Raw genomic sequence first — 14854 nt, 5'->3', positions numbered from 1 at the left:
GCCCGTCAGGTGCGTCCGGTCAGGCGCCGGATTGCGGCGTCGGTTTCGCCTGTCAGACGGGCCATCAGCGCCGCCGCGGTCTGCCGCCGCGCCAGCCGCACCCCCTGACCGGCCCACAGCGAGAGGAACTCCACCCGGCCCTGCTGGGCGGCGGCGCTGCGCATCGGGCGGGTCAGGGCGTTCTGCAGGGGGAAGGGCAGGGCGTCGCCGTCCGCGATGTCCTCCATGACGCGGTTGACGATGCCGCGGGCCGGACGGCCCGAGAAGGCGCGGGTCACCCGCGTCTGCGTCTCGCGGGCGTCGAGGATCGCCTGTTTGTGCGCCTCGGGAATGCCGGCCTCCACGCAGGTCAGGAAGGCGGTGCCCATCTGCACCCCGGCGGCGCCCAGGGCCAGGGCCGCCGCGATGCCGCGCCCGTCCATGATGCCCCCGGAGGCCAGAACCGGCAGGGTCACCGCGTCCACCACCTGCGGGACGAGCGCCATGGTGCCGACCAGTCCGGCGGCGAAATCCACCGCCTCGGCACCCGTCGCGAAGCTGCCGCGGTGCCCGCCGGCTTCGGCCCCCTGGGCGACCACCGCGTCCATGCCGGCCCGCTCCAGCGCGATGGCCTCCTCGACGCTGGTCGCCGTGCCGATCAGCAGCAGGCCGCGCGCCGTGATGGCGGCCAGCGCGTCGGCGGGCGGGATGCCGAAGGTAAAGCTGACGGCCGACGCCCCGCAGTCCAGCGCCGCGGCCAGTTGGGCGGCGAAGCCGTCGGCCGCCAGGGCTGGTGTCCCGGGAGCGGGCAGACCGAGGTCGGCGTGGTAGCGCGCGATGCGGGCGACTGCGGCGTCCATCCGGCCGACGTCCGGCGCGTCGGGTGCGGGCAGGGGGGCGAACAGGTTGATCCCGAAGGGGCGGGCGGTCCGGGCGCGGATCGCCCGTCCCCGCTCGGCGATCTGGTCCGGAGTCAGGTAGGCCGCCCCGATGAAGCCGATGCCGCCCGCCTCGCCCACCGCGGCGACGAGGTCCGCCGTGTCGGCGCCCCCGGCCATTGGCGCTTGGACGATGGGGTGGGACAGGCCCAGGCGCTGGGTCAGAGTGGTGTGAACCGGCATCGCGCCGCCCTCCGCATTCGATGATCCGCGGAGGGAGGCTAGGACAGTCCGGCCATGCTGAAAAACGATTTGTTCAGATGGGACGGATCATGTCGGGTGATGGATTTGGGGGGCGCCTCAGGCGGCGCGCAGCCACACCGCCGTGTCGTGGAAGGCGGCACCACCGGCCGGTGGAATCGGCTCGGGCGAGGTCAGGGTGTTGATCCCGATCCCCTCCAGGAAGGCGCTGTTCGGCCAGATGCCTTCCACGATCACCACCCCGCGCGGCACCCCGGCGAAGGGCTTGGCGTGGACGACGACGCTGCCCAGCCCATTGCCGAGGCGCACGGCGTCGCCCTCGGCCAGGGCGAGGTCCGCCGCGTCCTCCGGATGGATCAGGACGGTCGGACGGCCCTCGCGGCGCTGCGCGGTCACCGTCTCGGTGAAGCTGGAATTCAGGAACTGCCGCGCCGGGGCGGTGACGAGGCGGAAGGGATGCTCGGCGTCCGCCGGGCGGCCCGGCGTCATGTGGTCCGGCAGATCCGGCAACTGGCCGGCGCCGTAGGGGCCGAGCGCCGCCCAATCCGGCGCGAAGCGGAAGCGCCCGTCCGGGAAGGCGAAGCCGTTCAGGAAATGCGAGGTCTCGAAATCCGGCTGGGCGTCGATCCAGCGCTGCTCCGTCAGGGTGGCGGCGTCGGTCAGGCCGGAGGTCTTCAGCATGGAGTCGATGATCTCCAGCGCGCTCATCCCGAAGCCCGGATGCTCGGCGCCGACGCGGCGGGCCAGTTCGGAAATCACCCAGTGGTTCTCGCGCGATTCGAACTGCGGCTCGATCACCTTGCGGCCGATCAGGATGTGCATCTGCCCGCCGCCACGGTAGAGGTCGTCATGCTCCAGGAAGGTGGTGGCGGGGATGACGATGTCAGCCAGCTGCGCCGTGTCGGTCATGAACTGCTCGTGCACCGCCACGAACAGGTCGTCGCGCAGGAAGCCGCGGCGCACGCGGGCGCTGTCCGGACAGATCGCCGCCGGGTTGGTGTTCTGGATCAGCATGGCGGTGACCGGGGGGCCGCTGGCGATGTCCTCCCCGGTCAGCACCGCGCCGATGCGCGACTGGTCGAAGCCGCGCACCGATGTGTCCAGCCGGTCCAGCCCCTCCGACAGGGTGCGGTCGATGCTGTAGATGCCCGACGAGCAGTAAAGCGCTCCGCCGCCCTTGTGCGCCCAGGCACCGGTGACGACCGGTAGGCAGGACACCGCGTGCATCTGCGCCGCCCCGTTATGGGCGCGCGTCAGCCCGTAGCCCAGCCGCAGATAGCTGCGCTTGGTCGTTCCGTAGAGTCGGGCGAAGTCGACGATCTCCTCCACCGTCAGGCCGGTGATCGCCGCCGCCCATTCGGGGGTGCGGGTGGCGAGATGCGCTTCGAGCCGGTCCGCCCCGGCGGCGTAGCGGTCGAGATAGGCGCGGTCGGCCAGACCGTCGCGGAACAGCACATGCATCACCGCGCAGGCCAGCGCGCCGTCGGTGCCGGGGCGCAGCATCAGGTGACGGTCCGACACCTCCGCCGTGCCGGTGCGGTAGGGATCGATGGTGACCAGCTTCGCCCCGCGGCCCTTGCGGGCACGGCTGACGTGGGTCATCACGTTGACCTGGGTCGCCACCGGATTGCCGCCCCAGTTCACGATCAGGTCGCTGTCGGCCATCTCGCGCGGATCGGCGCCGCGGATGTCGCCGTGGCCAGCCAGCCAGCCCATGTTGGCCGGCGTGTCGCAGACCGTGCTGATCTGCCGGGAATAGCCCTTCGCGTGGCGCAGCCGCTGGATGCCGCCGCGCTGCACCAGCCCCATGGTGCCGGCGTAGAAATAGGGCCAGACGGCCTCCGGACCATGGACCCGCTCGGCCTCGAGGAAGGCGTCGGCGATGTGGTCCAGCGCCTCGTTCCAGCCGATCGCCGTCCACTGGCCGGACCCCTTCGGACCGGTGCGGCGCAAGGGGGTCTTCAGCCGGTCGGGGGAGTGGACCCGCTCGGCGTATCGGCTGACCTTCGCGCAGATCACGCCCGCGGTGTAGCTGTTGGCGGCGGCCCCGCGGACCTTGCCGATGCGGTCCGGCGCCACCCGCTCCACTTCGAGGGCGCAGGTGCTGGGGCAGTCGTGCGGGCAGGCGGTCGGCAGGAAGACGGAGTTCACGGGAGGACGCCTCGGCGGGTGGAAAGCGGCGGTCAGCTTATGTCCGCCGTCCGGCTTTCCGCAACCGGTCTGGATTGTTTAAGGACTGCCATCAGATTTCAATATTGCAGCCCTATCCTTGTGGTGGCGCGTCTCGGAAAGATGTATGTTTCGAAAAAATGCACTCATAGAGCGTGCATGACGCGTTTGAGGCATGGATCAACGCTGCAAGGGGAAGCCGTATGATCGCGAATATTGCCGGGGACGCCCGGCGGGCGTTGCGGGCCGGGATGCTCACCTTCATCGGGGCCGTGGTCGGCGCTGTCGCCGGCATGGCCGCTCCCGGGCTCGCCACGGCGCGGGCGGATGCCATCAAGCTCGGCTATGTGGAGTTCCCGCCCTACACCCAGACCGACGGCGGGGCCGCCAAGGGCAGTCTGATCGAGGCCTTCGACAAGGCGGCCAAGGCGGCCGGCATCGCCTACACCGCGGAATCGGCCCCGGCCCGTCGCCTCTTCTCCGGAATCACGGAGGGCGAGTTCAACATTTTCCTGGGCATCCGCACGGTCAAGGAGTTTGACGGCACCACGCTGATCAGCGCGGCCCCCATCGCCCGGATCGAGCTGAACGCCTACGGCATCGGCGAGGCACCGGCGGTGAAGGCGAAGGAGGACTTGGCCGGCAAGGCGGTCATCGCGCTGAACGGCTATTCCTACGGCGGCTGGCGTGCCTGGATGGAGGACCCGGCCAACAAGGTGCAGATGGTCGACGCCCGCACCGCCGACCAGGCGCTGCAGCTTCTCCAGGCCGGCCGGGCGCCGACGCTGCTGCAATACTCGCTGCCGATGCAGCAGGCGCTGGGCGGGAAGACGCCTCCCGACCTCAAGGCCACGCCGGTCCAGAGCCTGGACGTCTACATCGTCGTGTCGAAGAAGACCCCGGACGCCGAGGCGGTCCTGGCGAAGCTCGAAGCCGGGTTCAAGGCGACCCAGTAACGCCATCCCATTGACTCCGCCGGGGGCGCCGTCGCGCGCCGGCCGTTCGGCAACCGGTTGTTCAGAAGGAAAAAGGGCGGATCATGACGGTCATCGGTTCGGCGGACGGCACTCAGGGCGGCGGCCAACAGGCTGGAGGTTTGGGCTTGCGCCTGCGGGCGTTGCTGCTGATCGGCGGCGTGCTGCTGGTCTATCAGGTGCTGGCCATCGCCTGGGGCGTGCACAGCTCGGCCAACCAGGCCAAGGAGACACTGGCGGCGCGCGCCGACATGGTGGCCTCGCTGCAGGCCCGCGCCGCGGCGATCCCGCTCTATGACTTCGACACCGAGCAGGTGCGCGAGGTCGCCAAAGCGCCGTCCTCCGACCCCGACTTCCTCGGCGCCCAGGTCCGCGACGACAAGGCCAAGGTGGTCGCCGAGGTCGGCGACACCAAGGCCGCCAAGGGCTTCATCGAGGTGGTGAAACCCATCGTCGGCGGGCAAGCCGGGCAGCGCAAGACCATCGGCGAGTTCGTGCTTCGCCTGCGCACCGACCGGGTGGAGGCGCGGGTGACCGCCGACGCGGTGACCCAGATCGCCGTCGGGGCGGTCGCCTTCCTCGCCATCATGGCCGCGCTCTATTTCGTCGTCTCGGCCATCACGCGTCCACTGATGCAGATCACCGCGATGGTCGGGCGGCTCGCCCAGGGCGACTACGCGGTCGCCGTGCCGGCGCTGGACCGCCGCGACGAGATGGGAGCGATGGCCCGCACCATCGACATGCTCCGCCAGAACGCCCAGCAGCGCCAGCGGCTGGAGGCCGAGAAGCTCGCCCGGCAGGCCGAGGAGGCGCAGCGGGGCGAGCGGCTGACCCGTCTTGCCGCGGCCTTCGACCGCTCGGTCCAGGCGACGGTCGGGGAGGCCTCCACCGCCGCCTCGCAGATGAAGGGCAGCGCCGGCAGCATGCTGGAGAGCGCGCTGCGCGCCGACCAGTGCAATTCGTCGGTGGCCGGCGCCGCCGACGAGACCAGCCGCACCGTCCAGACCGCCAGCGCGGCGGCGGAGCAGCTCACCCAGTCGATCCGCAGCATCGCCGAGAGCGTGAAGCAGTCGGTCGCCATGTCCGCCCAGGCCATCGACCGCGCCGACGCCAGCCGCAAGACGGTGGAGGCGCTGGCCGCCGGCGCCGCCAAGATCGGCGAGATCACCAGCCTCATCACCTCGATCGCCGGGCAGACCAACCTGCTGGCGTTGAACGCGACCATCGAGGCGGCGCGGGCCGGGGAAGCCGGCAAGGGCTTCGCCGTGGTGGCGAGCGAGGTGAAGAACCTGGCCAGCCAGACCGCCAAGGCGACGGAGGAGATCGCCACCCAGATCGGCGCCATCCAGTCGGTGACCCAGGAGACGGTGTCCGCCATCGGCGCCATCACCGAAACCATCGGGCAGCTCAGCCAGCGCTCGGCGGAGATCGCCGCCTCGGTTCAGGAGCAGCTGGCCGCGACCGGCGAGATCGCCGACAAGGTCCGCACCGTGGCCGGCGAGGCCGACACGGTGACCCGCAGCATCGCGGTCGCCTCCGGCGCCTCGTCGGAGGTGGCGACGGCGGCCCGGGAGTCGGTGGAGGTCGCACAGACCCTGCAGGCGCGCTTCGTCGATCTGCGCGACGAGGTGCAGAGGTTCCTGGCCTCGATCAAGGCGGCGTAAACGGCCCGCGATGACACGCAACTGGCCTGCGGTGGGCGCGCATGCCCGCCGCGGGCAAGTTGCGTTTCCGCTTTTCGCCTCGCCGCACTAGGATGCCGGTCCCGAAAGGCGAGGATGATATGGACGACGGATTGAAGTGCCCGAAATGCAACTCCGAGCATGTCTATCAGGATGGCATGCTGTGGATCTGCCCCGAATGCGCCCATGAATGGAACCCGCAGGCCGAAGGCGGCGCGGGTGCGGAGGCCGCGGCGGACCAGGGGGTGCGGGACGCCAACGGGAACGCGCTGAGCGACGGCGACGCGGTGACGGTCATCAAGGATCTGAAGGTCAAGGGCTCGTCCCTGGTCGTCAAGGGTGGCACCAAGGTGAAGAACATCCGTCTGGTCGATGGGGCCGACGGCCACAACATCGCCTGCAAGATCGACGGCATCGGCGCGATGAACCTGAAGTCGGAATTCGTCAAGAAGGCCTGACGTCCCCGGCTTCCCCGAAAAGAGAAACCCCTCGCCGGAGCGCTCCGGCGAGGGGTTTTCCTTATGGGCCTTCCCCCGGGGACGATGGGTTACATCATCCCCAGCGCGCGCGGCAGCCAGGTGGAGATGATCGGCACGTAGGTGATCAGCACCAGGAAGCCCAGCATCGCCAGCAGCCACGGCCAGACGGCCACGGTCAGCTCGGTGATGCCCATCTTGGTGATGCCCGACGCGACGTAGAGGTTCAGGCCCACCGGGGGGTGGCACATGCCGACCTCCATGTTCACCACCATCATGATGCCGAAATGGACGGGATCGATGCCCAGCTTCATGGCGACCGGGAACAGGATCGGCGCCATGATCAGCACGATGGACGACGGCTCCATGAAGTTGCCGGCCATCAGCAGAAGGATGTTGGTCACCAGAAGGAAGGCGATCACGCCCAGACCCTGGCTGACGATCCAGTCGGCGATGGCCTGCGGGATGTTCTCCGACGTCAGCACGAACGAGAACAGCACCGCGTTCGTGATGATGTAGAGCAGCATCGCCGACATGCTGGCCGAGGACAGCAGGACCTTCGGCACGCCGCGCAGCGGCATGTCCTTGTAGACGAAGACCGCGATGATGAAGGCGTAGACGGCGCTCATCGCAGCGGCTTCGGTCGGCGTGAAGACACCGGAATAGATGCCGCCGATGACGATGACGATCAGCGACAGGCCCCAGATCGCCTCGCGGAAGGCCTTGAAGCGCTCGCCCAGGCTGGCCTTGGGCAGGCGCGGATAGCCGAACTTGCGCGCGCGGTACCAGGTGACGCCGCCCAGCACGAAGGCCAGCATCAGGCCGGGGATGACGCCCGCCATGAAGAGCTGGCCGACCGAGGCGGAGTGCGCGGTGCCGCTGGTGGCGACGCAGTACATCACCATCACGATGGACGGCGGAATCAGGATGCCCAGCGCGCCCGAGGTGGTGATGACGCCGGCGCCGAACTGCTTCGGGAAGCCCTGGGCGACCATCGCCGGCAGCACGATGGAGCCGATGGCCACCACGGTCGCCGGGCTGGAACCGGACACCGCCGCGAACAGGGCGCAGCCCATCACGCCGGCAAGGCCGAGGCCGCCGTGCCAGTGGCCGACCATCGCGGTGGCGAAGTTGATCATGCGCCGGGCCACGCCGCCGTGCGTCAGGAAGTTGCCGGCCAGGATGAAGAACGGGATCGCCATGATCTCGAACTTCTCGATGCCGGTGAACAGCTTCAGCGCCACGGCCTCGATCGGCACATGGGTCATAGTGAAGAGGAAGGTCAGAACCGTCAGGCCGAGCGAGATCGAGATCGGCATGCCGGTCAGCATCAGAACCAGCAGAAGGCCGAAGATGATGGCGGCGTTCATCGGTCGTTCTCCTTCGGTCCCTTACCAATGACAGGGCCGTTGCCGGGCTTGCGGCCCTCGTGATGGGCGATGTCGTGCGGGTGCAGGTTGTCGTCCATCTCGTACCAGTTGACGTCCTGCGCGGCGCGCTGCGGGTCGGTGGTGTCCTCCTCCAGACCCTCGACATGGCCGTGGTCGTGGTGCGGCAGTTCGCCGGTGCGCAGGAAGTTCACCATCACCTGAAGGAAGCGGAAGCACATCAGGTAGGAGCCGAGCGGGATCGCCAGATAGATGATCCACATCGGCCATTCCAGGTCGGCCGACACCTGCTCGGTGTCCGACATGTGCCAGACGAAGGTGGACCCCATCGTGCCGACCACGCCGGTGAACGTGGCGCCGGCCAGCAGGCCGAACACGATGAATTTCGCGCGCAGGGGCGTGGACAGCTTGTTGATGAGAACGTCCACACCCACATGGATGCCGGTGCGGACACCGTAGGCGGCGCCGAACTTCGCCATCCAGACAAACATGTAGATGCACAGCTCCTGCGCCCAGGCCAGATTCCAGTGGAGGATGTAGTCCTGGATGATGGGGAAACCGGCGGCGTAACGGTGAACGACGGAGACGAAAATGATCGTCGTCGCCGCAGCCATCAGGAAGGCGATAATAACCTCTTCCAGATGGTCTAGGATTTTCATGGGCATGGTGGCTCCGCGCGCAGGAGGAAGCGCCCGCGTCGTACGCGCGGGCGCTTGCCGAAGGCTGTGCGTTGGTCTTGCTTGATTGGACCGGGCGGTGGTGCCGCCCGATCAGACTCTCGTGATCACTCGCACTTGGCGGCGTCGGTCTCGGTCTTGATGCTCGCCAGCAGTTCCTTGCCGACGCGCGACGCCATGTCCTCGTGGACCGGCAGCATGGCCTGGCGCCACGACGCGCGCTCGTCCTTGGTCAGCTCGTAGAACTTGGTCTTGCCGGCGGCCTTCATCGCCTCCAGCGCCTTGTCGTTCTCTTCCTGGGCGATGTTGTTGGCGTACTCGGTCGCTTCCTTCATCGCGCCGTCGAGCTGGGTGCGGACGTCGGCCGGCAGGCCGTCCCAGAACTTCTTGTTCACGATGACCGCGTAGCCCAGATAGCCGTGGTCGGAGAGCGTGGCGTTGCTCTGCACCTCGTGCATCTTCTGGGTGTACATGTTGGACGGCGGGTTCTCGGTGCCGTCGACGACGCCGGTCTGCAGCGCCTGATAGACCTCGGAGAAGGCCATCACCTGCGGCAGGGCGCCGAGCGCGCGCATCTGCGCGTCCAGCACCTTCGACGACTGGATGCGCATCTTGAGGCCCTTGAAGTCCGCCGTGGCGTGCAGCGGCTTGTTGGCGCTCATGATCTTGAAGCCGTTGTCCCAATAGGCCAGACCGGTGATGCCCTTGTTCTCCAGCTTCTGGAACAGCTGCTTGCCGATCGGGCCGGTGGTGACCTTCACCAGGGCGGCCTTGCAGGGGAAGATGTAGGGCAGGTCGAAGATCTCGAATTCCTTGGCGCCCAGCGGGCCGAACTTGGCCAGCGACGGGGCCAGCATCTGCACGGCGCCGAGCTGCAGGGCCTCCAGCTCCTCTTTGTCCTTGTAGAGCTGGCTGTTGGGATAGACCTCGACCTTCACCTTGCCGCCAGTGCTCTGCTCGGCGAGCTGCTTGAACTTCTCGGCGCCCTTGCCCTTCGGGGTTTCCGGAGCGACGACGTGGCTGAACTTGATGACGATCGGCTCCTGCGCGGTGGCGGCGGTGGCGGCCATCAGGCAGCCGGCGGCGACGGTGGCGCACAGCAGCGAAACGAACTTCATAGGGGTCATCCTCCACTTGTTGTTGGTCAGACTGATGGTCCGGCCTTTGATATTCTTTCATTGTTCGATAATTTCGCCGCCGACGCTATTGTGGAAATCCGTAGCTGTGAATGTGACGCATTGGTTGCCGTGCCAACACCTCTCCCCCCCATGACCGGCGGCGCGGCCAGCGCCGCCCACGGCCTCGGCCAGCGCGGCCCGGTGCAGGCCATGCCCATCGTGGCGATGGCGCTGGTCGTCCTGCTGTTCGGTGTCTTCCTCTGGGTGCTCCACCGCAGCGAACGGGAGGAGGAAACGCTCACCCTCATCAAGGACGTGCTGTGGGTGGAGCAGAATCTCCATTTCCAACTCACCTCCGATGAGGAGAAGCTGCAGTATCTCGCTGAATCGCTGGGGCGCGAGGACACCACACCGGTGAATTATACGGTGATGGCGCGCCACATCGTGACGGTGAACCCGGCGATCCAGCGGGTGGTGCGGCTGGACCCCCAGGGCCGGCCGGTGCGTTCGGAGCCGCCGGTGGAGGACGGGCCGGCCCTGGACGACGCCTTCGGTCCCAGCCCGCGCGCCGACGCCTTCCTGATCGCCCGCTCCTCGGGCCGCCGGGCCTATTCGGCGCCCTACCGGCTGGGAGCGGCGGACACCGCCTTCGAGATCGTCATTCCCATCTTCCACGGGCAGGAGTTCGCCGGCGCGCTCGCCGGGGTGCTGTCGATCGACGCCCTGCTGACCCATCATGTGCCCTGGTGGTTCGCCCAACGCTACCAGCTGGAGGTCATCGACCCCTACGGGGCGGTGCTGGGGACCAAGTCGCGCATCGCCATGCCGGAACCGCGGCGCAGCCACGTGGTGCCCTTCGACCCGCCCGGTCACGGCCTGACCCTGGTCGCCACGCTGCATCAGCTCTCCGGCAACCTCGGGCGCAACATCCTGATCGCCGCGATCTTCGCGCTGACCGTCTCGGCCCTGTGGAGCCTGTGGGCGGTGCGCCGCCACATCGCCCGGCGCATCCGGGCGGAGGAGGCGCTGCGCGCCGAGCACGCCTTCCGCAAGGCGATGGAGGACAGCCTGACGGTGGGCATGCGCGCCCGCGACCTGGACGGGCGCATCATCTATGTGAATCCGGCCTTTTGCCGCATGGTCGGCTGGTCGGCGGAGGAACTGGTCGGGGCCGGGCCGGTCATGCCCTACTGGCTGCCCGAGGATCTGGTCCACACCGAGGAGGTCTTCCGCGCCGTCCTGGCCGGCAACGCGCCCGCCAACGGCTTCGAGCTGCGCTTCCGCCGCGCCAACGGCGAGCGGTTCGACGCGCTGATCTACGAGGCGCCGCTGATCGACGCCAAGGGACGGCACACCGGCTGGATGGGCTCCGTCCTCGACATCACCGAGCGCAAGCGGGCGGAGGAGTTGGCCCGCCAGCAGCAGGAGCGGCTGCAGCAGACGGCGCGGCTGATCACCATGGGCGAGATGGCCTCCACCCTGGCCCATGAGCTGAACCAGCCGCTGTCGGCCATCGCCAGCTATTGCACCGGCTGTCTCAACCGCCTCCAGGCCGGCAGCATCCGGCCGGATGAGCTGGCGACGGCGCTGGAGAAGCTGTCCGGGCAGGCCAGGCGGGCAGGCCAGATCATCCGCCGGATCCACGACTTCGTGCGCAAGAGCGAGCCGAACGTTGCGCCCTGCTGCCTGGCGCGGGTGTTGGAGGATTGCGTGGCGCTGATGGAGGCCGACGCCCGCCAGCAGGGGGTGAAGCTTGTGCTGGAATTGGGGCGCGGCCTGCCGTCGGTGATGGCCGACCGCATCCTGCTGCAGCAGGTGGTGGTGAACCTGATGCGCAATGGCATCGAGGCCATGGCGGCGACGCGGCGTGACCGGCGCCGGCTGAGCGTGACGGTGCAGGCGCAGGACGGGGCCGTCCTGACGCGCATCCAGGACCGCGGTTGTGGCATTTCGCCCGAAAATGCGGAAAAACTGTTTTCTCCCTTCTTCACCACCAAAACCGAGGGCATGGGCATGGGCCTGAACATCTGCCGGTCCATCATCGAGCACCACCAGGGACGCCTGTGGTTCGAGCCCGCGCCGGACGGCGGCACCATGTTCCTCTTCTCCCTGCCGGTCCTCTCCGAACCATCGGCGACCGGTGCCCTTGACGAGAGAGCCGCCGATGTGTGAGCCGAAGCTGCACATCGTCGACGACGACGAGGCGATTCGCGACGCCATGGGCTGGCTGTTCCAGTCGCGCAACGTGCCGGTGGCCTCCTGGCCGTCGGCGGAGGCGTTCCTCGCCGATTACGATTCCGCCATGGCCGGCTGCCTTCTGCTGGACATCCGCATGGAGGGGATGAGCGGGCTGGAGCTGTTCGACCGGCTGACCGCCATGGGCTGCCGGATGCCCGTGCTGTTCCTCACCGGCCATGGCGACGTGCCCATCGCCGTGTCGGCTTTGAAGAAGGGCGCCCGCGACTTCGTGGAGAAGCCCTTCAACGACAACGACCTCGTCGACCGGGTGATCGACGCTCTGGCCTTCGACGCCGGGGAGCGGGCGCGTCAGGCCGGGCAGGCCGGCGTGGCCGCCCGGCTGGCGACCCTGACCCAGCGCGAACGGCAGGTGATGGGGCTGGTGGTGGCCGGCAAGCTGAACAAGGTTATCGCCGACGAGCTGGGGATCAGCATGCGGACCGTCGAGGTGCACCGCGCCCATGTCTTCGAGAAGATGGGGGTCAAGACGGCGGTGGAGCTCGCCCGAATTCTCGCGACGGTGGGCTGAGCGCAGGGGGACGGACAACCGGCGGGCTTGACAGGAGCGCGGATGCGCGCGACCCATTGGGGTGGGAGGCACGCCGCCTTCCCGTTCCAGTCCCGACGCCATTCCGTTTCCGTAAACGGTCGGAGAGTGCCTTGCGACTGCCCTCGTCGACGCTTGGTCTGGGGCTCGCCGCCATCGCCCCGCTGCTGCTGTTCCTGGCGGTGGTGGTCTGGATTCTGGACCTCCGGCAACAGGACGTGCTGGCGGCGGAACTGGCGGCGCAGGCGCGGTCCGTCATGGTCGCCATCGACCGGGAACTGGAAAGCAAGGCCCGTCCTCTTGAGCTTCTCGCGGCACTGAGCCGCCGAACGGTGAACGACGTTGCCCTGCTGAAGTCGGAGGCGGAGGATGCCGTGCGGAGCCAGCCGGGCTGGCTGGCGATGGGGCTGGTGACGGTTGAGGACATGTCCTTCCTGTTCCACACGCAGTACCCGCTGGGCGCGCCCCTGCCGCAGCCGCGCCTGGACGACGTGACCCGGCAGGTGGCCGCCACGCGGAGGACGGTCGTTGGTGGTGTTCTCCCACCGGGCGGGCCGCCGGGGCGTCCGGCGCTGATCGTCCGCGCGCCGGTCCTGGATCCGGATGATCCCGAGGGAACGTCGATCCGCCATGTGCTGTCGCTGGCGGTCGGGCTGGACGGGCTCGACGCCGTGCTGCGCGGGTCCGGCATTCCCACGGCCTGGACGGTGTCGGTCGTCGACCCATTCATGGTCATCGCCGCACGGTCCCACGACCCGGAACGCCATGTCGGCCAAAGGGTCCGGGACCTGATGGTGCCCCGGCTGACGGGACAGAACCAGGGGCTGTTTTCAGCGACGACGCGGGAGGGGCACGAGGCGCTGGTCCTCGTCCACCGATCGCAGCAGACCGGCTGGTCGATCATCGTGGCCGTTCCGTTCGAGCAGATCAGCAGCCAGTTGAACCGGACGCGCACCACCATCCTGGCCGGTGCGGCGGGCGCCGGTCTGGCGACGCTGGTGCTGTCGCTGGTGGTGACGCGCCACGTCCGCCGCCGCCGCCACGCCGAACGCGAGGCCCGCATCGCCCGCGAGGCCATGCTGGCGGAGCAGCGCCGCCGGCTGGAGGCGGAGAAGGAGCATGCGGAAGCGGCCAATCTGGCCAAATCCGACTTCCTGGCCAACATGAGCCACGAACTGCGCACCCCGCTCAACGCGATCATCGGTTTCAGCGAGGCGCTGCTGTCGGGGCTGTTCGGTCCCAGCCCGCCGAAGCACCAGGATTACATCACCAGCATCCACGCATCCGGCCAGCATCTGCTGTCGCTGGTCAACGACGTGCTGGACATGGCGAAGGTCGAGGCGGGGCGGCTGGAACTCTATCCGGAGCCAGTGTCCGTCGCCGTGCTTTTGGAGGAATGCCTGGAGTTGATGGAGGCGCTGTCCGCCCAGAAGGGCGTGCGGGTGGAGGGTGGGGCGGTCGAGCCCGGCCTGACGGTGATGGCCGACGCCATTCGTTTGCGGCAGGCCGTTCTCAATCTGCTGTCCAACGCCATCAAGTTCACGCCGGCGGGAGGGCGGGTGCGCGCGGATGCGGTGCGCGACGAGGGGGGCTGCGTGGTCCTGACCGTCGCCGATTCCGGAATCGGCATGTCGCCGGACGACATCCAGATCGCGCTGGAGCCGTTCCGTCAGGTGAACAGCTACATGACCAAGGCCCATTCCGGCACCGGGCTGGGGTTGCCGCTCGCCAAGCGCTTCGTCGAGGCCCATGGCGGGCGGCTGGACCTGCGCAGCGCGCTTGGCGAGGGCACGGTGGTGCGCATCATTCTGCCCGGCGGGTCGCCAGCCCGCCCGCCAGCCGGGCAAGGGACCATGGTGTTGCTCAAGGCCGATTAGGTCGTGTCCGACGAACAATGGCGCGATTAATGACGGCGCAATGAAGGTCGAGAAGAGGGAGAGACACTTGGTTCCGAAACCGGCGGCTATGCAAGCCCGGCCTTCACGGGCTACGGTCGTACGTGACCCGCAGGCCGAAAACTTGTTCGTTGCTTTGCTTCCAGTTCATGCCCGTTGAACAATACACCTTACCCAGAGTGGGGTGATCGCTGCTAGTATAAGGCGACATTGCTGACCAATTTCCATTGTGAGCGATGTCGCAACGGCCAGGTCCCCATGTCCCTGTTCCTTGATGCGTCATGTCACAAAGATTGTAATGCTCATGGCGACGGTGATCTCCCGGCAATGGCCCGGACCATCCTTGCACCACAATGTTTGTCGCGTCGGATGGTAATTGTACGCACAAGCTCGCGCAATTAGAGTAATCCACTCTATAGTTATGCTTGGCAACGCTTTCTATGCTCTTGCCGATCACGGCGCCAAGTGCGGCACCCACCACGGAGCCGACCGGACCTCCTATGGCTGTGCCAATTGCTGTTCCCGCGCCGCTCCCCGCCTGAGCCGTTGCATCCTCGATTTTCTTTTGAACA

11 protein-coding genes and 1 pseudogene are annotated in these 14854 nt (G+C 68.0%); 7 read left to right on the top strand and 5 right to left on the bottom strand.

Going from position 1 to position 14854, the window contains the following annotated elements; translation table 11 throughout:
• Positions 1 to 5: 5 nt before the first annotated feature.
• Both FBZ83_RS18525 and FBZ83_RS18520 read right to left on the bottom strand, forming a co-directional pair.
• The gene (locus FBZ83_RS18525) at positions 6 to 1100 is read right to left on the bottom strand and encodes an NAD(P)H-dependent flavin oxidoreductase (protein ID WP_145686774.1); all 1095 of its coding nucleotides are present in this window, start codon (positions 1098 to 1100) and stop codon (positions 6 to 8) included.
• 117 nt (positions 1101 to 1217) lie between these two features.
• Complete coding sequence (locus FBZ83_RS18520; RefSeq protein WP_145686773.1) at positions 1218 to 3269, bottom strand: molybdopterin oxidoreductase family protein; 2052 nt, start codon at positions 3267 to 3269, stop codon at positions 1218 to 1220.
• A gap of 221 nt (positions 3270 to 3490) precedes the next feature.
• On the opposite strand from FBZ83_RS18520, the gene FBZ83_RS18515 reads away from it, so the two are divergent.
• The 4 genes and pseudogenes from FBZ83_RS18515 (at position 3491) to FBZ83_RS18505 (ending at position 6401) form a co-directional block, all read left to right on the top strand.
• On the top strand, positions 3491 to 4243 hold the full coding sequence (locus FBZ83_RS18515) for a transporter substrate-binding domain-containing protein (protein ID WP_145686771.1): 753 nt from the start codon (positions 3491 to 3493) through the stop codon (positions 4241 to 4243).
• A gap of 83 nt (positions 4244 to 4326) precedes the next feature.
• Positions 4327 to 5010 (top strand): annotated as a pseudogene (locus tag FBZ83_RS32555) (HAMP domain-containing protein); the annotation flags it as partial.
• Complete coding sequence (locus FBZ83_RS32550) at positions 4984 to 5925, top strand: methyl-accepting chemotaxis protein (protein ID WP_432612496.1); 942 nt, start codon at positions 4984 to 4986, stop codon at positions 5923 to 5925. The pseudogene FBZ83_RS32555 and the gene FBZ83_RS32550, both read left to right, overlap by 27 nt.
• A gap of 119 nt (positions 5926 to 6044) precedes the next feature.
• On the top strand, positions 6045 to 6401 hold the full coding sequence (locus tag FBZ83_RS18505; RefSeq protein ID WP_145686769.1) for a zinc ribbon domain-containing protein YjdM: 357 nt from the start codon (positions 6045 to 6047) through the stop codon (positions 6399 to 6401).
• 89 nt (positions 6402 to 6490) lie between these two features.
• On the opposite strand, the gene FBZ83_RS18500 is transcribed toward FBZ83_RS18505, so the two are convergent.
• The 3 genes from FBZ83_RS18500 to FBZ83_RS18490 form a co-directional block, all read right to left on the bottom strand.
• Positions 6491 to 7789, bottom strand: a complete 1299-nt coding sequence (locus FBZ83_RS18500) for a TRAP transporter large permease (RefSeq protein ID WP_137114664.1) — start codon at positions 7787 to 7789, stop codon at positions 6491 to 6493.
• The gene (locus FBZ83_RS18495) at positions 7786 to 8472 is read right to left on the bottom strand and encodes a TRAP transporter small permease (protein WP_145686767.1); all 687 of its coding nucleotides are present in this window, start codon (positions 8470 to 8472) and stop codon (positions 7786 to 7788) included. The genes FBZ83_RS18500 and FBZ83_RS18495 overlap by 4 nt, the downstream gene beginning before the upstream one ends.
• 119 nt (positions 8473 to 8591) lie before the next feature.
• Positions 8592 to 9602 (bottom strand): TRAP transporter substrate-binding protein, encoded by a 1011-nt coding sequence (locus FBZ83_RS18490; protein WP_145686765.1) that lies wholly within the window; start codon positions 9600 to 9602, stop codon positions 8592 to 8594.
• 150 nt (positions 9603 to 9752) lie between these two features.
• On the opposite strand from FBZ83_RS18490, the gene FBZ83_RS18485 reads away from it, so the two are divergent.
• The 3 genes from FBZ83_RS18485 (at position 9753) to FBZ83_RS18475 (ending at position 14264) form a co-directional block, all read left to right on the top strand.
• Positions 9753 to 11774 carry a sensor histidine kinase gene (locus FBZ83_RS18485; RefSeq protein WP_145687009.1) on the top strand — a complete coding sequence of 674 codons (2022 nt, stop codon included), beginning with the start codon at positions 9753 to 9755 and terminating at the stop codon, positions 11772 to 11774.
• A complete protein-coding gene (locus FBZ83_RS18480; protein WP_145686763.1) occupies positions 11767 to 12369 on the top strand; it encodes a response regulator transcription factor in 603 nt (200 codons plus the stop codon). The genes FBZ83_RS18485 and FBZ83_RS18480 overlap by 8 nt, the downstream gene beginning before the upstream one ends.
• Before the next feature lie 131 nt (positions 12370 to 12500).
• Positions 12501 to 14264, top strand: coding sequence for a sensor histidine kinase (locus FBZ83_RS18475; RefSeq protein WP_145686761.1), 1764 nt, complete (start codon positions 12501 to 12503; stop codon positions 14262 to 14264).
• Positions 14265 to 14854 lie beyond the last annotated feature (590 nt).

This window comes from Azospirillum brasilense, from assembly GCF_007827815.1.
In the GTDB taxonomy this organism is placed as follows: domain Bacteria; phylum Pseudomonadota; class Alphaproteobacteria; order Azospirillales; family Azospirillaceae; genus Azospirillum; species Azospirillum brasilense_C.
This window is presented reverse-complemented; position numbering and strand designations above follow the sequence as displayed.